The 20,842-nt window shown below is 33.7% G+C and carries 13 protein-coding genes and 1 tRNA gene; 10 read left to right on the top strand and 4 right to left on the bottom strand.

The window, feature by feature from the left end; genetic code table 11:
* Position 1 precedes the first annotated feature (1 nt).
* The 3 genes from RMO53_RS01145 to RMO53_RS01135 all read right to left on the bottom strand — a co-directional run bounded on the left by RMO53_RS01145 (position 2) and on the right by RMO53_RS01135 (position 6,381).
* On the bottom strand, positions 2 to 1,324 hold the full coding sequence (locus RMO53_RS01145) for an MFS transporter (protein WP_310377513.1): 1,323 nt from the start codon (positions 1,322 to 1,324) through the stop codon (positions 2 to 4).
* A gap of 33 nt (positions 1,325 to 1,357) precedes the next feature.
* Positions 1,358 to 3,280, bottom strand: coding sequence for an amino acid permease (locus RMO53_RS01140; protein WP_310377512.1), 1,923 nt, complete (start codon positions 3,278 to 3,280; stop codon positions 1,358 to 1,360).
* Between the two features lie 173 nt (positions 3,281 to 3,453).
* Positions 3,454 to 6,381 carry an FAD-linked oxidase C-terminal domain-containing protein gene (locus RMO53_RS01135; RefSeq protein WP_310377511.1) on the bottom strand — a complete coding sequence of 976 codons (2,928 nt, stop codon included), beginning with the start codon at positions 6,379 to 6,381 and terminating at the stop codon, positions 3,454 to 3,456.
* A 300-nt stretch (positions 6,382 to 6,681) separates the two neighbouring features.
* On the opposite strand from RMO53_RS01135, the gene RMO53_RS01130 reads away from it, so the two are divergent.
* From RMO53_RS01130 to RMO53_RS01120, 3 genes are all read left to right on the top strand, one after another.
* Positions 6,682 to 8,235: a family 10 glycosylhydrolase gene (locus RMO53_RS01130; RefSeq protein ID WP_310377510.1), complete on the top strand. Its 1,554-nt coding sequence runs from the start codon at positions 6,682 to 6,684 to the stop codon at positions 8,233 to 8,235.
* Positions 8,235 to 9,503: an MFS transporter gene (locus tag RMO53_RS01125; protein WP_310377509.1), complete on the top strand. Its 1,269-nt coding sequence runs from the start codon at positions 8,235 to 8,237 to the stop codon at positions 9,501 to 9,503. The genes RMO53_RS01130 and RMO53_RS01125 overlap by 1 nt, the downstream gene beginning before the upstream one ends.
* 169 nt (positions 9,504 to 9,672) lie before the next feature.
* Positions 9,673 to 11,271 (top strand): glycoside hydrolase family 3 N-terminal domain-containing protein, encoded by a 1,599-nt coding sequence (locus RMO53_RS01120; protein WP_310377508.1) that lies wholly within the window; start codon positions 9,673 to 9,675, stop codon positions 11,269 to 11,271.
* A 186-nt stretch (positions 11,272 to 11,457) separates the two neighbouring features.
* On the opposite strand, the gene katG is transcribed toward RMO53_RS01120, so the two are convergent.
* Complete coding sequence (gene katG, locus RMO53_RS01115) at positions 11,458 to 13,692, bottom strand: catalase/peroxidase HPI (protein ID WP_310377507.1); 2,235 nt, start codon at positions 13,690 to 13,692, stop codon at positions 11,458 to 11,460.
* 215 nt (positions 13,693 to 13,907) lie between these two features.
* Between katG and tpx the strand changes: the two genes are divergently transcribed.
* The 7 genes from tpx (at position 13,908) to RMO53_RS01080 (ending at position 20,796) form a co-directional block, all read left to right on the top strand.
* Positions 13,908 to 14,405 carry a thiol peroxidase gene (tpx, locus tag RMO53_RS01110; RefSeq protein WP_310377506.1) on the top strand — a complete coding sequence of 166 codons (498 nt, stop codon included), beginning with the start codon at positions 13,908 to 13,910 and terminating at the stop codon, positions 14,403 to 14,405.
* Between the two features lie 9 nt (positions 14,406 to 14,414).
* A complete protein-coding gene (locus tag RMO53_RS01105) occupies positions 14,415 to 14,789 on the top strand; it encodes a diacylglycerol kinase family protein (RefSeq protein ID WP_310377505.1) in 375 nt (124 codons plus the stop codon).
* A gap of 17 nt (positions 14,790 to 14,806) precedes the next feature.
* A complete protein-coding gene (locus RMO53_RS01100) occupies positions 14,807 to 17,248 on the top strand; it encodes a DNA translocase FtsK (RefSeq protein WP_310377504.1) in 2,442 nt (813 codons plus the stop codon).
* Between the two features lie 51 nt (positions 17,249 to 17,299).
* Entirely contained in the window at positions 17,300 to 17,965 is a 666-nt protein-coding gene (locus RMO53_RS01095; protein ID WP_310377503.1) for an outer membrane lipoprotein carrier protein LolA, read from the top strand.
* Positions 17,966 to 17,971: 6 nt separating this feature from the next.
* Positions 17,972 to 19,399, top strand: coding sequence for an LptF/LptG family permease (locus RMO53_RS01090; protein ID WP_310377502.1), 1,428 nt, complete (start codon positions 17,972 to 17,974; stop codon positions 19,397 to 19,399).
* Between the two features lie 9 nt (positions 19,400 to 19,408).
* Positions 19,409 to 20,542, top strand: coding sequence for a 3,4-dihydroxy-2-butanone-4-phosphate synthase (gene ribB / locus RMO53_RS01085; protein ID WP_310377501.1), 1,134 nt, complete (start codon positions 19,409 to 19,411; stop codon positions 20,540 to 20,542).
* A 169-nt stretch (positions 20,543 to 20,711) separates the two neighbouring features.
* Positions 20,712 to 20,796, top strand: a tRNA-Ser gene (locus RMO53_RS01080).
* Positions 20,797 to 20,842 lie beyond the last annotated feature (46 nt).

Genomic DNA, 20,842 nt, shown 5'->3' with positions numbered 1-20,842 from the left:
ATTATTTTAAAACTTGTTTGTTAGGCACTCTTCGTAATAAAATAACAGCAATAATAAAAAAGATTGCTAAAAACACAATTGCAAATCTAGGACTTCCCGTGATTTGATCTATGGTTCCGTAGATGCACATCCCAATAACGATTCCCACTTTTTCGGCAACATCATAAAAACTAAAAAAGGAAGTTGTGTCCTCTGTTTCTGGCAATAATTTAGAATAAGTAGAACGTGATAACGATTGAATTCCTCCCATAACAAGTCCAACTAAACTGGCCATAATATAAAAATGAATAGGAAGTCTAATAAAATAAGCGGCCGCGCAAAGTAGAACCCAAAAACAACTTATAGTAATTAAAGTGGGGATGTTTCCATATTTAGTTGAAGCTTTTGAAGTCAAAAACGCACCTAAAATGGCCACTAATTGTATTAATAAAATACAAATAATTAATCCTGTTGTACCATCACTTTTAGATTCCCAAGCAATTTCTTGAGCTCCAAAATAAGTCGCTACAAGCATTACGGTTTGAACAGCCATACTCGAAACAAAAAAACTTTCTAAATAACGTTTTAAAGGGAGGTTTTGCTTTAACAATTCCCAAACCTTTCTCAATTCTTTAAATCCGTTAAAAATAACAGCTTTAGTAACTTTTTCACTATTTTTATTTCCTTTTGGCAAATAATAATAAGTATATTGACTGAATACAATCCACCAAATTCCGACCATAATAAAAGAATACCGCATCGCTTTCATTGCTGCTTCACCTTCGGTTCCTGTAATTCCAAAAAAATCAGGTTTCATTATCATAGCTAAATTAACTATCAATAACAAAACGCTTCCAACGTAACCAAATGAAAAACCTTTGGCACTAATACTGTCTTGTTGCTCTGGAAAAGCGATATCTGGCAAGTACGAATTGTAAAAAACCAAACTACCCCAATATCCAATAAGCCCAAGTAAATAAAATAACAACCCTATGTAAATATCTTCAAGATTAAACCAATACAATCCCATACAGGAAATCGATCCTAGATAACAAAAAAACTTCAAGAATGATTTTTTATTGCCCACATAATCTGCTATTCCAGATAATAATGGTGATATAAATGCAATTACTAAAAAAGCAAAAGCTGTAACAAAACTAATCAATGCCGAATTTTTAAGATTTAAACCAAAAACACTTATGTAATGTTCTCCTTCAGAAAATAAGGCTTCATAAAAAATAGGAAAAACTGCCGAAGCGATTGTTAATGTATAAACTGAATTTGCCCAATCATAAAAGGCCCAGGCATTTAATAATTTTGGACTGCCTTTAGGTAATGCTTTCATAAAATGCTCTTTTCAAAGATAAATTTATTATTTCTAACTATTTAATTTACTGTTTTTACGGCTGAAACCAAAATAGATTGTTAATCCAATCAAGAGCCAAATTCCAAAATAAATCCAGTTCCATACACTCAATTCAGCCATCATGTACAAACAACAAATAAGGCCTAAAAGCGGAATCAACGATAAATTTTCTTTGAAAGACCAAAATGATAATCCTACTAAAACAAGCAAGAAAATCCACATTGGGATTTTGTGTTTGAATAACCCAAAACCACTTTCGTATTTAATAGAATCTGCAACAGGTAAACCTGCAATTACTTTTTGATACGCAAGATCATCTTGCTGGTATTGGCTCAATAAATGCTCTAAATCAGGTATTTCGTTTGTGCCTTTTTTTGAATCTATACTTACTAAATAGTCGTATACTTTCTGGGTTTCTTCTTTATTTAAGGAAGTAATAATTGCAGCAGCATCGTTTATTTGAGTTTCATTGGTAATAAAATCCATTGTTGCCTTCTTATTATATCCAAAAGCAAATACTAATCCAATACCAATTAAAACAGGCAATATAAATTTTGAATTTACATAAGGTGTTTTAAATTTCCCTCGAGGAATATCAGTTCTATTTTGCAAAGCCAAAACTCCAGCACAAACCAGTACAAAAGCAAATAAAGTTCCAATACTACATAAATCGGTAACCATTGTCAAGTTCAAAAACAATGCAGGAACTGCCACCACAAAACCAGTTACAATGGTAGCATACGAAGGTGTTTTGTATTTTGGATGTACTTTAGAAAAACGTTTTGGCAATAATCCATCACGACTCATACTCATCCAAATACGAGGTTGACCCATTTGAAAAACTAATAAAACACTCGCCATTGCTACTACTGCACTAACCGCAATAATTCCTGACATCCATTTTAAATCTAATTTTTCGAATACAAATGCTAATGGATCACCAACATTTAATTCAGTATAACTAACCATTCCGGTAAGTACAAGCGCAATTGCAATATATAAAATAGTACAAATAATAATTGCCCACATCATTCCTTTTGGTAAATCACGTTGTGGATCTTTACATTCTTCGGCAGTCGTCGAAATGGCATCAAAACCAATGTAAGCGAAGAAAACTGCCGAAACACCTTTTAAAACTCCCGACACACCATTTGGTGCAAATGGATCCCAATTGGCAGTATCAACATAAAAAATACCAACAGCAATTACTAAAAGTACGATACATAATTTAACTACAACCATGATATTACTTGCATTTCTAGACTCTTTCATCCCACGATAAATCAATGCTGTAATCAAAATAATAATTAATAAAGCCGGTAAATCAGCCACAAAATGAAAAGAGCCAATTACTGGAGATGTGGTCCAAGCTATATATGATGATTGTAAAGCAGTGCTCAAATTTTCGAAAGATTTTCCGCCTTGCATCAAAGCTGTAGCATCATTAAATCCATTTGAAGCGGTTAAGTAATCCATTTGCACCCATTTGGGCAAATGCAAGCCACCACTTTCTAGCAAACCAGTGAAATAATCACTCCATGATATGGCAACCGTAATGTTTCCAACCGAATATTCCATTATCAATGCCCAGCCAATAATCCAAGCAATTAATTCCCCAAAAGCAACATAGGAATAGGTATAAGCACTCCCTGAAACTGGCACCATTGAAGCAAATTCTGCGTAAGCAAAAGCAGCAAAACTACAGGCGATGGCTGTAAATAAAAAAAGAAAAATAACAGCTGGTCCACCATCAGCACTGGCTTTACCAATAGTACTAAAAATACCAGCACCAACAATTGCAGCTATTCCAAATGCTGTCAAATCTCTTGCCGTTAAGTGTTTCCCTAATGCATTATGCCCATCGATATTGTTTTTCTCGACTTGCTTTAAAATGTCTTGAACGGTCTTTTTTCTAAATAAACTTTTGGATGCCATATTGTAAATTTTATCATTAAAAATAAATATATTGTAAATAATGCACTTCTTAATTGTGAAAAATGTATATTTTATTCAGATTCCAAATATATAAAACAATTTTAATTTACGAAGTTTTGCTTGAACAATTAAATAAAAATAATTGAACTAATATTCATTTGAATATTTTATACTTATTTCAAAAACGATTTCAAAATGGTAACGGGATGCAACGCTTTTCTATTTGTTCCATCAAAAATTTGATGACGACAACTCGTTCCAGCCGCAGCAATTGTAGTTGATTCAGTTGTGGTTCTGATTTTTGAAAACAAAGTATCTTCGCCCATTTGCATGCTAATATCGTAATGCTCTTTTTCGTATCCAAAACTTCCTGCCATTCCGCAGCAACCTGAATTATAAATGGTAACGTTGCTGTTTTTTGGTAAATTCAACATTGCAAAAGTCGCTTCAATCGAACTCAATGCTTTTTGATGACAATGCCCGTGAATTTTTATATTTTTTGCAACATCAGAAAATGAGTCGGAATTAATTTTGCTTGAAGTGATTTCTCTTTTAAAAAATTCTTCAATCGTAAATACATTTTTAGCAATTTTTTCAGCACTTTCTTTGTCTTTTGCGAGTCGAAGGTATTCATCCCTAAAAGTTAATATTGCCGAAGGTTCTATTCCTATTAAAGGTGTGTTTTCAGAAATTAAATCTTTAAAAATTGCCACATTTTTATTGGCTACAACTTGTGCTTCCTCCAGAAAACCTTTAGAAATAAGAGCTCTACCGCTTTCTTCGTGGTCAATTACCAAAACTTCATAGCCTAATTTTGTCAACAATTCATAAGTATCAATTCCTACCGAAACATCGTAATAATTCGTAAATTCATCGCAAAACAAATAGACTTTAGTATTCTTATTTTCATTGAAATTGCCATTGAAACTACCATTGATATTGCCATTACTTTTAACCCACTTTCTAAAAGTAGTTTTCGCCAAATACGGAACTTCCCTTTTCACGGCAATTCCCATACTTTTTTTAACCAAAAATTGGTTCAAAATAAAATTGGTTGCACTCGGAAAAATACTGCCCAATTGATTCAGTTTTGCATTATTGGCAAAAATTTTATTCCGAATAGAAAACCCATTCGCTTTTTGATATTGATACAAAAACTCTGATTTCAAAGCCGAAACATCCACATTACTCGGACATTCACTCGCACAAGCTTTGCAACTCACACACAATTCGAACACTTCGTATAATTCTTTATGATTGAATTTATTGTCTTTTTCAGAATTGGTCAAATATTCTCGAAGTGCATTTGCTCTGGCTCGCGTGGTATCTTTTTCGTTTTTGGTGGCGCGATAACTCGGACACATTGTGCCGCCAGCCGAAGGTAATTTTCTACAATCGCCAGAACCATTGCATTTTTCGGCAGCACGCAAAATCCCTAAACTATCAGAAAAATCTTGAATAGTTTGAATCTCTGGCTCCACTCTACCCGAAATTACCCGATGATTTTCGTCCATTTTTGGCGCATTCACAATTTTTCCAATATTCAAAACCGAGTTTGGGTCGAAACCCAATTTTATTCTTTTAAGTAATTCGTAATTTTTATCGCCAATCATAAACGGAATAAATTCGCCACGAACGATTCCGTCGCCATGTTCTCCGCTCAACGAACCTTTGTATTTTTTTACCAAATGTGCCACTTCGGTTGCGATGGTTCTAAAAAGTTTTAAATCTTCGGTTTTCTTTAAATTCAAAACTGGACGCAAATGAATTTCTCCAGCTCCAGCGTGTGCGTAATAAATTGCATCTTGCCCGTATTTTTTCATCATCGTAGCAAATTCGGCAATATAATTGGGCAAATCGCTCAATTCTACTGCGGTATCTTCGATAGAATCGGCGGCTTTGTTGTCGCCAACAATACTTCCTAAAAGTCCTAAACCTGCTTTGCGGAGTTCGATAATTTTATCAATATCGTCGCCGTATAATTTTATTAAAGCATAACCAAAATTATTTTTTTGCAAATCTGCAACCAAAGCATTGGCTTGAATTTCAGCATCGTCTGTAGAATCCGAAGCGACTTCAAACATCATAATTGCCTTGGGATTTCCTTCTATAAAAAGTCTGTTTTTGGCTTGTTCTCGATTGTTTTTGGTGCAATCGAGAATCGTGTCATCCATCATTTCGCAGGTGTACAAATGATGTTTCATTGCCACAAGAACCGATTCTAAACTTTCTTGAATCGTTTGAAAATGAGCCACAATCATAATATTATTTACGGGTGGCAAGTCATCAACTTGGAGTGTAACTTTGGTCGTAAAAGCTAAAGTTCCTTCGCTTCCGCAAAGTAATTTTCCTAAATTTATTGTGGGTTCATTTCCCGAAAATAAGTCCGACTTTAATAATAAATCAACTGCATAACCCGTGTTTCTGCGGTGTATTTCTGGTTTTGGAAATTCCTTTACTATTTCTTTTTGGTTTTCTATATTCGAAAGTTCGTCATAAATCGTTTTGTAAATCGAATTTTCGAGCGAATCGCCTTTGGTTTTTTCTATAAAATCAGCAGACGAAAGTTCATTAAAAACTACTGTTGAACCATCGCTCAAAATGGCTTTGATTTCGACAATTTTATCTCTTGTAACTCCGTAACGAATTGATGTTGTGCCTGATGAGTTGTTCCCAACCATTCCTCCTATCATGCACCTATTTGAGGTAGAAGTGTTGGGACCAAAAAATAATCCGTGTGGTTTTAGGAATAAATTCAACTCATCCCGAATTACTCCAGGTTGAACCGTTACCGTTTTTTTATTGGCATCGAACGAAACAATATTGGTAAAATATTTAGAAACATCGACAATAATTCCGTTTCCCACAGTTTGTCCCGCCAGCGAAGTTCCCGCAGTTCTTGGCGTTAACGAGATTTTATTTTCGGTAGCAAAGCGAATTAGTTTGCTTATATCGTGTTCTGTTTTTGGCAAAGCAATAGCAATTGGTCTAAATTTATACACCGATGCATCCGTAGAATAAATGGTTTTATGAAGCTCATCATATAAAAATTCTCCATCTAATGATTGAGATAATTGCTGCAATTGCGTTTGGGTTGGCATAACTAAAAAATATTATTGACAAATATAAAAGATAGTGTTGCGTTATTTACGAAATCAAATATTTTTTTTGCCACAGATTCACAAATTTTTAAAAATCTATTTTAATCTGTGAATCTGTGGCAAAAAAATCGACGCAGAGCATCGAGGAATTAAACCTAAAGAGATTAATTACGGATTATCACAAACCCAAAACTGATTTGGAACGCATTTTGTATTGAAAAATAACAGTATAAAAAATAATATTTTTACGAATATACTTCACTAAAAAACCTATTTTTGAATTCTTTATAATTACACAATATGAAACAATATAAGTACTGGATAGTTACGCTTCTCTTTTTTTTAATACCGATTTGTGATGCAAATTCACAACAAAATGAATTCTATCCTAAAAATGAATTTAGAGCCGTTTGGATTGCAACAGTAGTCAATATTGACTGGCCAAAAAGTAGTTCCGACAATTTAGAAAAAGAAAAAACTGATTTCATAGAGATTTTAGACAACTATAAAAAATTAAATTATAATGCTGTAATTGTTCAAATTCGTAGTATTGGCGATGCTTTTTACCCAACGAAATTGGCGCCTTGGTCTCGTTATTTGACCGGGAAAGAAGGTCAAGCACCAAAAGATAACTTTGACATTTTAGAATGGATGATTACCGAGACTCATAACCGAGGTTTTGAATTTCATGCTTGGCTAAATCCTTACAGAGCGACTTTCGATACTAAAATTGAAACTTTAAGTCCCAATCACGATTTTTTTAAGCATCGCAATTGGATGATTAAATATGGTGAAAAGGGCAAAGAAAAATACTATTACAATCCCGGCTTACCCGAAGTTCAAAACCATTTGACAACCATAGTCGAAGAAGTTGTCAAAAATTATGACATCGATGCCATCCATTTTGACGATTATTTTTATCCTTATAAAGTAAAAGGAAAAGAGTTTAATGATGTTGTTTCTTTCAAAAAATATGGAAATGGACTTTCGTTAGCAGACTGGAGACGATCAAATGTGAATTCGTTTGTAAAAAATATTTATTTTTCGATAAAAAACATCAAACCTTGGGTGCAATTTGGGATTAGCCCGTTTGGCGTTTGGCGCAATAAATCGGTAGATCCAAAAGGTTCTGACACCGAATCTGGTCAAACCAATTATGATGATTTATACGCCGATCCATTGGCTTGGATGGAAGGAAAGTACATTGATTATATGTTGCCACAATTGTATTGGAGCATCGAACATCCCAAAGCTTCTTACTCAAAATTACTAAAATGGTGGTCCGAAAACACTACAAATACCAATCTTTATATTGGCAATAGCACCTATAAAATCAGAACGGATTCAGACAAAAAATGGAATAATCCGCTGGAAATTCCAAACCAAATTGACTTAACAAGAACCTACAGAAACGTTCAGGGAAATGCTTTTTTCAGTGCCAAAGGATTTGTAAACACTAACCAAGATGTGACACAAATACTACTTGAAAATCAATATAAATATCCCGCACTTCCTTATCCGGTTCCTAGTTCAATGCAAATTGTGGTTGACAATCCTACGATTGTTTCTTTTATAAAAGACGCTACAAACTATCGATTTAAACTTAATTTTCCTTTGAATAGCAAAATACGTTATGTTGTGATTTATGGTGCCAAAAATAAAGCTAAACTTGATGTGAATAATCCAAGCCTAATTATGGAAAAAATCGCTTTTCAAGAGAAAAAAGATTCTATTATTATTAGTATTCCAACCAATAAATTCCAAGGAATTGGGGCATCAGCCATCACATTTATCGATTTTTATGGCAACGAAAGCAACGCAACTATTTTAGACTTAACGAAAGAAATTAAATAATGAAAACAGACAATCAACCTTGGTATTGGATTCCCGTTTTGAACTTTGCTTCGGGTTTGCCATATGCAATTATCATTTCGGTTTCGGTAATTATGTATAAAAGCTTAGGAATCAGCAATGAAGATATTGGAATTTATACAAGTTTATTGTATTTGCCTTGGGTTATTAAACCCTTGTGGAGTCCATTTATTGATTTATATGCTACCAAGAGAAAGTGGTTTCTGGCAATGCAATTGGTAATTTCGATTGCATTTTTAATCGTAGGATTAACGATTCCTATGAGTAATTTCTTTGTGTTGAGTTTGGCTGTTTTTTGGGTTGCGGCATTTGCATCAGCTTCAAATGATGTGGCCAGCGACGGGTTTTATATGTTGGCTTTAGCCAAAGAACAGCAATCTTTTTTCCTTGGAATTAGAAGTACTTTTTACCGCCTTTCGATGCTTACCGGAAATGGATTAATTGTTATTATTGCTGGTTTTTTAGAAGAAAAATATGGAGACAAGACCAAAGCGTGGTCCTATACTATGGTAATTGTTGCTTTTATTATGGCTTTGATTACAATTTATAATTATTTTTCTACTCCAAAAACAGAATCAAAAAATATTGAAAACAAAGCTGAATTGACTCCAAAAGTAAGTTTCGGAACAGTTTTCGCAACCTTTTTTCAGAAGAAACAAATCGGTTTAGTGTTGGCTTTTATTTTATTATTTCGGTTGGGCGAATCCCAATTATTAAAAATGCTCACTCCTTTTTTAATAGACAGTAAAGACGTTGGCGGAATGGGTTTAACCACCGAAGATGTTGGTATTATTTACGGAACTTTTGGAGTTTTGGCACTAGTCATTGGGGGAATTTTAGGCGGTATTGCCATCTCAAAACACGGACTTGGCAAATGGATGTTGCCTATGATTTTGATGATGCATTTACCCATAATTGGATTTGTTTTATTATCCCATTTTCACCCAACCTCTATTTTCTATGTTTATGCGACCGTAATTTGTGAGCAATTTGGCTATGGTTTTGGTTTCGCTGCTTTTATGATGTTTTTAATTTATGTAGCCGATGGTGAATCAAAAACTTCCCATTACTCTATCGCTACAGGTTTTATGGCTTTAGGAATGATGCTTCCCGGAATGGCGAGTGGTTACATTCAAGACTATTTGGGTTATGGTAATTTCTTTATTTGGGTGTTTTTGGCCACAATACCAGGATTGATTTTGTCTCGATTTTTGATTTTTCCAAAAGATTTTGGAAAGAAGTCAGCATAAGATTGAAACAATATTAGTTTTATTTAAACCATATAAGAAATATAAGAGCATATAAGTTGAAATAAAAATCTAAAAAAAACCACTCCCTTAAATGTCCTTATATTTCTTATATGGTTTTAAAAAACAACGTGAATGAATCTATAAATTTAAAGATATTAATGATTTTAAAATGACACAAGCACAAAAAATAGGACAATTCTTTTTTCCTGCTGTTTTTATCAACGACACGGAAGAAAATATTATAGAAACCGAGCGTTTAATTCGGGAGTATAACATTGGTGGCTTGACATTTTTTCATAGCAGAGCAAGTGCGGCAACTAACTATGAATCTAAAAAGACTGTCGAACACAACGACCACAGCTATGAACGATTAAAAGAACTGGTTGTCCGTTTTCAAAAATGTGCCACTACTCCACTATTGATGTGCATTGATGCCGAATGGGGATTGGCAATGCGGGTCGAAAAAACGCCACAATATCCTTATGCCATTACACTTGGTGCTTTGCCCGAAAGCGAAATTAATTTGGTTTATGAAGTTGGTAAACAAATTGGATTGGACTTAAAAGCGGCAGGAATTCATTACAATTTAGCGCCATTGGCGGATATTAATAACAACCCGAATAATCCCGTAATTGGGTATAGATCTTTTGGAGAAAACAAAGAAAAAGTAGCTCGTTTTGCTTTAGAATACTTGCGAGGAATGAATGATGTTGGGGTTTTGGGTTGCTTAAAACATTTTCCTGGTCACGGAAATACCAACGTCGATTCACATTTAGGCTTGCCTGTTTTAGAAGAAACTTTGGAAGAATTACTCGAAAACGAATTGTTTCCTTTTATAAAAGGAATTGAACAAAATGTCGATTCGATTATGATTGGACATCTTGCAGTTCCCGCTTTGAATGATGGTAAAAATACTTCGGCAACCTTGTCGAAACCAATCATAGAAAACCTTTTGCGCAAACAATTGGGCTATGATGGTTTAGTAATTTCAGATGCGTTGAATATGCGCAGTGTTTCAAGTTTGTATTACAAAAAAGGGCAACTGGAATGGGAAGCCTTCAACGCAGGGAATGATGTGTTGTGCTTTGCAGAAAACGTAGCTGAGGGAATTCAAGAAATCCTCAAAAACGCTTTGCCAGAACGAATCGAAGCTAGCTTTAACCGATTAATGAAATGCAAACAAAAAGCAGATATCATAACTGGAATTACCAAACCAGAAGGCAATTTAAATTTTGAAACTGCAACCGTTTTGAATAGAAAAATAGCCGAAAATAGCATTACTAAAATTAAAAACAATCAAAATAGTGTACTGATTTTTGAAGCTAAAAACGATGAGAAACTCGCCAAAGTTAGCCTTTTTAAAAATACAGAAAACGTCTTTTTTAAAACCTTAACTGATTTGCTTCCCTCGCCTGAGTTTGCATTAGAAACAGTTGACGAAAATTCAATATTGAAACTGGAAAAAGATTTGGCTGATTTTGATGTCCTACTTATTTCCCTTTTTGTTCCAAAAGCAAAACCATTTAATAATTTTGATATTGATGACGCGATTTTGGCATTTTTAGGAAAATTATTTACTACTAAAAAATGTGTTTTATACGTTTTTGGAAACCCTTATGTTTTACAGGTAATTCCGAATCTCGATAAAGCGGAAGGTGTAATCCAAGTGTATCAAGATTTTAAAGAGTTTCAAGAAATCGCTGCAAATCAATTGCTCAAAAATTCAGAATGTAAAGGAATATTACCTGTTGAAATTGAAGGTTTTTAGAGTATAAAAAAAACAAACTATTTCTAGTTTGCCCTTTATAATAATTTCTCCATCTATTAATATTACCAAAAGAAAAACTTGCCACAGATTTCACAGATTCACACAGATTTTTTTAATTTTCAATTTTCTGACTGAAATCTGTGTGAATCTGTGAAATCTGTGGCAAAAATAAATCATTGGTAAAAATCAATTCAAATCAAAACGATCCAAATTCATTACTTTATTCCAAGCTGCAATAAAGTCTTTTACAAATTTTTCCTTTGAATCGCTAGAGCCATAAACTTCAGCGATTGCTCTCAATTCAGTATTCGAACCAAAAATAAGGTCAACACGCGTTCCAAACCATTTGATGGAACCAGAATTTCTATCTGTTCCAATAAAAGCATCAACAGCTTCTGAAACGGCTTTCCAAGTTGTTGATAAATCTAATAAATTTACAAAAAAATCATTTGTTAGTGATTCAGGACGTTTTGTAAAAATACCATTTTGTGATTGGTCGAAATTTGTATTCAATACTCGCATTCCCCCAATAAGAACGGTCATTTCTGGAGCTGTTAATGTTAACAAATGTGCTTTGTCAAGCAACATTTCTTCGGCAGAAACCGTGTATTTAGTTTTTGAATAATTACGGAAACCATCGGCTAAAGGTTCTAAAAATTGAAACGAGTGTACTTCAGTTTGTTCTTGTGCAGCATCAGTTCTTCCTGCAGTGAAAGGCACATTTACAGTAAATCCAGCAGTTGCAGCAGCTTTTTCTACTCCCACATTTCCAGCTAAAACAATTAAATCAGCAATAGAAACTTTTTTATCGGATTGAGCGTTGAAAGCAGTTTGAATACTTTCTAAAGTCCCTAAAACAGTAGACAATTGTGTTGGATTATTTACTTTCCAATCTTTTTGTGGTGCTAATCGGATTCGGCCACCATTTGCTCCGCCACGTTTATCGGTACCACGAAAAGTAGAAGCCGAAGCCCAAGCAGTTGACACTAATTGAGAAACAGACAAACCTGATGCTTGTATTTTTTCTTTTAACAAATTAATATCATTGCTATCAATAGATTGATCGGACGCTGTAGGAATTGGATCTTGCCAAATTAACTCTTCGGCTGGAACTTCCGAACCTAAATACAGTACTTTTGGTCCCATATCACGGTGCGTTAATTTGAACCAAGCTCTAGCAAAGGCATCATCAAATTCAGCTGGATTTGCAAGGAAATGTCTAGATATCTTTTCATAAACAGGATCAAATCGCAACGCTAAATCTGTTGTCAACATTACTGGAGTATGACTTTTAGATTCATCAAAAGCGTCCGGTACGATTCCAGTTCCAGCACCATTAGTTGGTTTCCATTGGTGAGCACCGGCTGGGCTTTTGAATAATTCCCATTCAAAACCAAAAAGATTTTCAAAATAATTATTGCTCCATTTAGTTGGTGTTGTAGTCCAAGCACCTTCTAATCCACTCGTTATAGTATCGCCTGCATTTCCTGTTCCAAAAGAGTTTTTCCAACCCTTGCTTTGTTCCTCGATACCTGCAGCGGCTGGTTCTACACCAACATATTTATTTGGATCGGCTGCTCCGTGTGTTTTCCCTAAAGTATGCCCACCAGCTATAAGCGCAACGGTTTCTTCATCATTCATTGCCATTCGAGCAAAAGTTTCTCGAATATCACGAGCAGACAAAAGTGGGTCTGGATTCCCGTTTGGTCCTTCTGGATTCACATAAATCAAGCCCATTTGCACAGCTGCCAGCGGATTTTCTAATTCTCTGTCACCCGTATATCTTTTATCATCTAACCATTCTTTCTCTGAACCCCAATAAATATCTTCTTCTGGTTCCCATACATCTGTTCTTCCACCAGCGAAACCAAAAGTTTTAAAACCCGATGATTCTAAACCACAGTTTCCGGCAAGAATCATTAAATCCGCCCAAGAAATTTTATTGCCATATTTTTGTTTTATTGGCCATAGTAACAACCGTGCTTTGTCTAGATTTCCATTATCTGGCCAACTGTTTAATGGTGCAAACCGCTGTGTTCCTGAACCTGCTCCACCTCGACCATCAGCAGTTCTATATGTTCCTGCACTGTGCCAAGCCAATCGAATAAAAAAGCCTGCATAACTTCCGTAATCAGCTGGCCACCAATCTTGTGAAGTGGTCATTAAATCAAGAATATCTTTCTTTAAAGCAGCTAAATCAAGCGACTTGAATTCTTCAGTATAATTAAAAGAATCATCCATTGGATTTGAAAGAGACGAATTTTGACGAAGAATATTCAGTTTTAACTGATTTGGCCACCAATCTCGGTTTGATGTTCCATTTCCAGCACTTTTCTTTGAATTTGTACCTCCAGAAAAGGGACATTTACTTTCTTCATTAATATTGTAAGATGTCTTACTTGAGTTTGTGTTATTTTCCATATTTAAATTAATTATATAATTACTTTATGCAAATTTACCAAAAAGCCTTCTTGGTAAATTTGTTTTTTGATAGATAAAAACTATAGTTTTACTACTATATTTTATACAAACAACTCCTTTTATATTTGATTAAAAAATTAAATAGAATGCTATTGTGATTGTTCTAAAATCTTAAATAATTTTCATACTTTTGAAATTCATTTAAAACAAATAAAATGGCTTCAATAACATTAGGAGGAAATCCAATTCACACATCAGGAGAATTACCAAAAGTAGGTTCTAAAATCACTGATTTTAAATTAGTTGCAACCGATTTATCAATAGCTTCTTTAAGCGATTTTGCTGGAAAAAAATTAGTCTTGAATATTTTTCCAAGTATCGACACAGGAACTTGTGCTGCATCTGTAAGACGATTTAATCAAAGTGCTAGTGCGTTAGCAAACACAACTGTTTTGTGTATTTCAAGAGATTTGCCATTTGCTCAAAAACGTTTTTGTGGAGCAGAAGGTCTTGAAAATGTTGTTAATTTATCAGATTTTAATGATGGTAGTTTTGGAAAAACGAATGGGTTAGAAATTGTTGATAGCGTATTAGCTGGTTTACATTCTAGAGCAATTATTGTAGTTGATGAAAACGGAACCATTATTCATACTGAACAAGTTCCTGAAATTGCTGATGAACCTAATTATGATGCTGCTCTGGCGGTACTTTAAACAATCTTGATGGAATTTCAAAAAGACAATACTTTTTTTACCGGAAGATTAAAAAGCATCACTTTCGCTTTCAAAGGAGCTATAAAATTGATTTCTACAGAGCATAGTATAATGGTCCAATTTTCTACAGCGTTACTATTGATTGCAGCAGGTTTTTATTTTAAAATTTCGACTACTGAATGGCTTTTTCAAACCCTAGCAATAGGTTTAGTATTGAGTATCGAAGGTTTGAATACTGCGGTAGAAAAAGTAGCTGATTTTATTCATCCAGAATACCACGAAAGAATTGGTTTTATAAAAGATATCGCTGCTGGCGCTGTTTTTTTTGCTGCTCTGACTGCAATCGCAATTGGATTAATTATTTATCTTCCAAAAATTTTATAGGTTTTATACAATCACGAATGGCGAAAACGACAAAAAAATTACTTTTAGATACAAAACCTGATACGAAACTCGAAGCAACTAAATCATGGGAAATGTCGAAACAACACAAGCTTGTTTTGGGTTCTGTATTAGTCTTGTTTTCTATCGCTTTATTACTGGCATTTATTTCCTTTTACATCTACGGACAGGAAGATCAAAGCGCTTTATCTGAATTATCTAATCGAAAGGAAACAGTTCAAAATTGGTTGGGGAAATTTGGCGCATATTTGGCAGATTTATTTGTTTATAAAGGATTTGGGCTTGCCTCATTTTTATTTGTGCGCTTGTTTTTCTTATCGGGTATTTTTTTGGTACTCAATATTTCTCTAAAAAAACTAAAGAATATTTGGTTTTGGGACTTATTTGTAATCCTAGTTTTATCGGTTTCATTAGGGTTTTTTGCCACCACATTACCGGAATTGGGTGGGACAATTGGTTATGAATTGAATTTATTTTCGCAAGATTATATTGGTAAAACAGGAACCGCATTGGTTTTAATCTTCGGGTTGATTCTCTATTTAGTATTTAAAATTAAAGTTTCACCTGAAAAAATCCATTCCTTTTTTGAAAGAACCAAAAAAGAAATCAAAGCAGATTTGGGTTCAAAAACTGCCCTGTCAGGAGAAAATACTTATAATTTAGAAGAATTTGCAGTTGTGGATGAAGAAGAACTCGATGGGATTCATCTTAAAACTCAGGGTTCACAATTCGAGATCAACAAAGAAGCCTTAAAACCTACCATTAGTAATGCTTCGGAAATTAGTTTGAAAACAACTCCACTCGAAATTACACCACCGCCATTTATTGCCCCAGAAATTATTACTACACATGACGATGCTTTTGTAATCGAAAAAGCAATAGAAGAAGATATTATCGAAGACAATTTAGCGTCGAGATTGGTTTCTGATTTTGGTTTATTTGATCCAACTTTGGATTTATCCAATTATAAATACCCAACAATCGATTTATTAAAAGAATATTCAACTGGCGGAATTACGATCAACCAAGAAGAATTAGAAGAAAATAAAAATAGAATTGTAGATACGCTTCGCAATTATAAAATCGAAATTGCCCAGATAAAAGCTACCGTTGGACCATCAGTAACGTTGTACGAGATTGTCCCAGAAGCTGGAATTCGAATTTCGAAAATCAAGAGTTTAGAGGACGATATTGCACTATCACTTTCGGCCTTAGGTATTCGAATCATTGCTCCTATTCCTGGGAAAGGAACGATAGGAATCGAAGTTCCGAATAAGAATCCTACGATGGTTTCTATGAAAAGTGTTATTGGCTCTGCTAAATTTCAGGAAGCCGAAATGGAATTGCCCATTGCTCTTGGAAAAACGATTTCGAATGAAACCTTTGTTGTCGATTTGGCAAAAATGCCTCACTTATTGATGGCCGGAGCAACAGGACAAGGAAAATCTGTTGGATTAAATGCAGTACTAACTTCGCTTTTGTACAAAAAACATCCAGCCGAAGTCAAATTTGTATTGGTTGACCCTAAAAAAGTAGAGTTGACCCTTTTTAATAAAATAGAACGGCATTATCTCGCTAAACTTCCTGATACTGATGATGCCATTATTACCGATAATGCAAAAGTAGTAAATACTTTGAATTCGCTTTGTGTAGAAATGGACAACCGCTATTCGTTATTGAAAGATGCGATGGTAAGAAACATCAAGGAATACAACGATAAATTTAAGGCTCGAAAATTAAATCCAGAAAACGGACACCGATTTTTACCCTATATAGTATTAGTAGTTGATGAGTTTGCGGATTTGATTATGACTGCAGGAAAAGAAGTCGAAGTTCCCATTGCACGACTTGCACAACTCGCTCGAGCCATAGGAATTCACTTAATTATTGCGACACAAAGACCATCTGTAAATGTAATTACAGGTTTGATAAAAGCGAATTTTCCTGCTAGAATAGCCTTTAGAGTAACCTCAAAAATTGACTCAAGAACCATTTTAGACACTCAAGGTGCAGACCAATTAATAGGTCGTGGCGATATGCTTTATACCAATGGAAACGACGTAGTGCGGGTACAATGCGCATTTATAGACACACCCGAAGTAGAAAAAATAACAGAATTTATTGGTTCTCAAAAAGCGTATGCAACAGCTTATTTGCTTCCAGAATTTGTTGGTGAGGAAAGTGGCATTAATCTTGATATGGATATTTCCGATAGAGATACTTTGTTTAGAGAAGCTGCAGAAGTTATTGTAAATGCACAGCAAGGTTCGGCTTCGTTGCTACAAAGAAAACTAAAATTAGGCTACAACAGAGCTGGGCGATTGATAGACCAACTCGAAGCTGCAGGAATAGTTGGCCCTTTTGAAGGAAGCAAAGCCCGAAGTGTAAACATTTTAGACATGAGTTCTCTAGATCAATTTTTCAATAATGAACAATCATAGTACGTGTTCATTGATTTAAATAAATCAACACCAATTACAAATAATAAACTAATGATACTTCAACATAAAATCATCAAACTCAAATTTGCGGCTTTAACATTATTATTGCTTTTTAGTTTTACGATCCAGGCACAAGATAAAAAGGCCAAAGAATTGCTTGATCAAGTAACAACAAAAATAAAAAGCTATGATAATATTGTCATTGACTTTAAATATTCATTGAATAATACTAAAGAAAATATCAATCAAGATAGTAAAGGCAATGTAATCATGAAAGGAAATCAATACATATTAAATTTCATGGGTGTAACCAAAATTTATGATGGAAAAAAAAGCTATACTGTTGTACCGGAAGATGAAGAAATAACTATATCATCCGTAAATGAAAAAGATAACAATGCCATCACACCATCAAAAATGATGACATTTTTTAACATAGGATATAAATACGAAATGTCTGATTTAAAAGACATAAAAGGAAGAAAAATTCAATATGTAAAACTCATTCCAACAAATTTCAAAGACAAAAGGAAAGAAGTACTGCTGGGTATTGACATTCAAACCAAACATATTTATAATGTAATTGAAATAGATAAAAAAGGAACAAAAACTACATTGACAGTTAATTCTTTTAAAACCAACCAACCTTTGTCAAAAAATCAATTTATCTTTGCCGAGAGTAAATATCCAAATTACTACATCAATAAAATAGATTGATTTTAAGTGAAAATTCTTGACAAATACTTATTAAAAACATTTCTGACTACAATTACGATGGTATTTGTAATCCTATTTTTTATTTTTATACTACAAACTGTTTGGTTATTCATTGCAGAATTAGCAGGTAAAGATTTAGATTTAATAATGATTGTTAAATTTTTATTATTTGCAATGCCTCGAATAATTCCTTTAGTATTGCCACTTTCCGTTTTATTAGCTTCTATCATGACTTTTGGTAATTTAGCCGAAAATTATGAATTTGCAGCAATGAAATCTTCCGGTATTTCATTACAGAGAACCATGAAAAGTTTAACGGTTTTTATCTTACTACTAAGCATCGTGGCCTTCTTTTTTGCAAATAACATTATACCTTTTGCCGAATATAAATTTATAAACTTTAGAAAAAATATTGCACAAGTCAAGCCTGCACTAGCCATAGCTGAAGGTCAATTTAGTGATGTAGGATTTTATAATATTAAAGTAAATAAAAAATCAGGTGAGAACGGGAATACACTTACTGGAATAACTATCCACAAAAAATCAAATGTTGGCGATGGTGGAAAAACTGTCATTATTGCTAAAAATGGAGAACTAATAAGTAGTGAGGAATCCAGTATTCTGAAACTAGTTTTGAATGACGGTTATTATTATGAAGATCTTGTTCCAAAAAATTATTTAGACCGAAACAAAGTTCCTTTTGCAAAAAGTTCCTTCAAGAAATATATTATAAATCTTGATTTATCAAAGCTGAATATGGCAAATCAAGATGAAGAAAATATATCCAATACCAATACAATGCTCAATGTAAATGAATTAAATTACACTCTTGATTCATTGCATAAAAGTTTGAAAACTGATATTATTTCATTTTCCGAAACAAGTAATCAGCGTATTGCGATTATCAATAATAAAATAGAAACCAAAAAAAGTAAGCCTTTGCCCAACAATTTATTATCAATTTACACTAATTTTCAAAAATCAGAACTGTTAAAAATGTCCATAAGTAACTTAGCCAGTTCAGCCTTATCGATAGATGCTACAAATGCTGATTTTACAATTAAACAAAAAAACATTAACAATCATTTATTAGCATTTTATGATAAGTTTGTAATTGCATTTGCGTGTGTTTTGATGTTTTTTATAGGTGCTCCATTAGGTGCAATTATAAGAAAAGGCGGATTAGGTTTGCCAATAGTTTTTGCTGTATTAATTTTCATAACATTTCATTTTATAAATACTTTTGGTAAAAGGATTTCACAAGAAGATGGCTTGGCTCCTTTTCTTGGAGCTTGGATGTCCTCAATTATATTGACGCCTGTGGCAATTCTGCTAACTTATAGAGCAACAAACGATATTGGATTGATAAACATGGATGTGATCTTGGCACCATTCCAAAAAATAATAAAAAAAATATTCCCTTCTCAAAATTAATTCCAATATATGGTAACTACAAAAATAAAACTCAACACAATTGAAGAAGCCATTGAAGACATTCGAAATGGAAAAATTATAATTGTTGTTGATGATGAAGATAGAGAAAACGAAGGCGATTTTCTGGCAGCAGCAGAGAAAGTAACTCCAGAAATGATCAATTTTATGGCTACTCACGGTCGAGGCTTAATCTGTGCCCCGTTGACTGAAAATCGATGCAAAGAATTAGGATTGAGTGCTATGGTTAACAACAATACCGATCCATTAGAAACTGCATTTACAGTTTCAGTAGATTTAAGAGGTAATGGTGTAACCACTGGTATTTCGGCATCAGATAGATCTAGAACCATATTAGCGCTAGTAAATCCTGAGACTAAACCCTATGAATTAGCAAGGCCAGGACATATATTTCCACTCATTGCAAAACAAGGTGGTGTTTTAAGACGAACTGGACATACGGAGGCAGCTATAGATTTTGCTCGATTAGCTGGCTTTAAATCAGCTGGTGTAATCGTCGAAATTATGAATGATGATGGATCTATGGCTCGATTGCCTCAATTAGTCAAAGTAGCAAAAAAATTCGATTTAAAACTCGTTTCAATCGAAGATCTAGTAGCCTATAGAATGCAACACGACAGTTTGATTGTAAAAAAGGAAGATTTTAATATTGAAACACGTTTTGGAACCTTTCGACTTCGCTCCTATTTGCAAACTACAAATAATCAAGTACATTTAGCCTTAACAAAAGGTAATTGGAATTTAGGTGAGTCTATTTTAACAAGAATAAATTCAACACTAGTCAATAATGATATTTTAGGAACATTAACAAATGATGCTAATAAAAAATTAGACGATATGTTCCAATTAATAAATGAAGAAGGCAAAGGTGCTATGTTATTTATAAATCAAGAATCGCGGTCATCCGATTTATTAAATCGAATTATAGAGTTAAAGGATTTACAAGCAAAAGGGATTTTCAAAGCTCCACAAATTAAGATGGACAATAAAGATTTTGGAATTGGCGCTCAAATTTTACATGACATTGATATTTCAAAAATTAGATTATTATCAAATACCGAACAAACTAAGCGTGTTGGAATGATTGGATATGGTCTAGAAATTAAAGAATATGTAAAATATTAGATAAGCATTCAATAAACAATTAATTGTTCAGAATTGATTAAAGTCAAGATTATTAAACAATTAAAAAATAGCTATTAAAATTATTGTTATTTTTATTATAATAGTTTTTTTAAAACCAAAAAGGTCTTATATTTGCACTCGCAATCAACTATTTTGATTGACGCTCACTGGAGAAATGGCAGAGCGGTCGAATGCGGCAGTCTTGAAAACTGTTGACTGTCACAGGTCCGGGGGTTCGAATCCCTCTTTCTCCGCTGGTTGTTAAACAAAGGCAATCAAAACCTCGTAAATCTTATGATT

The sequence above is a fragment of the Flavobacterium sp. genome, from assembly GCF_031409475.1.
In the GTDB taxonomy this organism is placed as follows: domain Bacteria; phylum Bacteroidota; class Bacteroidia; order Flavobacteriales; family Flavobacteriaceae; genus Flavobacterium.
The sequence above is the reverse complement of the archived record's forward strand: the minus strand, read 5'-3'. Positions and strand labels throughout refer to the sequence as shown.

What these genes read in the sequence shown, in the direction of transcription:
- RMO53_RS01145 (WP_310377513.1), bottom strand. Translation starts at nt 1,324, where the DNA reads ATGAAAGCATTACCTAAAGGCAGTCCAAAATTATTAAATGCCTGGGCC.
- RMO53_RS01140 (WP_310377512.1), bottom strand. Translation starts at nt 3,280, where the DNA reads ATGGCATCCAAAAGTTTATTTAGAAAAAAGACCGTTCAAGACATTTTA.
- RMO53_RS01135 (WP_310377511.1), bottom strand. Translation starts at nt 6,381, where the DNA reads ATGCCAACCCAAACGCAATTGCAGCAATTATCTCAATCATTAGATGGA.
- RMO53_RS01130 (WP_310377510.1), top strand. Translation starts at nt 6,682, where the DNA reads ATGAAACAATATAAGTACTGGATAGTTACGCTTCTCTTTTTTTTAATA.
- RMO53_RS01125 (WP_310377509.1), top strand. Translation starts at nt 8,235, where the DNA reads ATGAAAACAGACAATCAACCTTGGTATTGGATTCCCGTTTTGAACTTT.
- RMO53_RS01120 (WP_310377508.1), top strand. Translation starts at nt 9,673, where the DNA reads ATGACACAAGCACAAAAAATAGGACAATTCTTTTTTCCTGCTGTTTTT.
- katG (WP_310377507.1), bottom strand. Translation starts at nt 13,692, where the DNA reads ATGGAAAATAACACAAACTCAAGTAAGACATCTTACAATATTAATGAA.
- tpx (WP_310377506.1), top strand. Translation starts at nt 13,908, where the DNA reads ATGGCTTCAATAACATTAGGAGGAAATCCAATTCACACATCAGGAGAA.
- RMO53_RS01105 (WP_310377505.1), top strand. Translation starts at nt 14,415, where the DNA reads ATGGAATTTCAAAAAGACAATACTTTTTTTACCGGAAGATTAAAAAGC.
- RMO53_RS01100 (WP_310377504.1), top strand. Translation starts at nt 14,807, where the DNA reads ATGGCGAAAACGACAAAAAAATTACTTTTAGATACAAAACCTGATACG.
- RMO53_RS01095 (WP_310377503.1), top strand. Translation starts at nt 17,300, where the DNA reads ATGATACTTCAACATAAAATCATCAAACTCAAATTTGCGGCTTTAACA.
- ribB (WP_310377501.1), top strand. Translation starts at nt 19,409, where the DNA reads ATGGTAACTACAAAAATAAAACTCAACACAATTGAAGAAGCCATTGAA.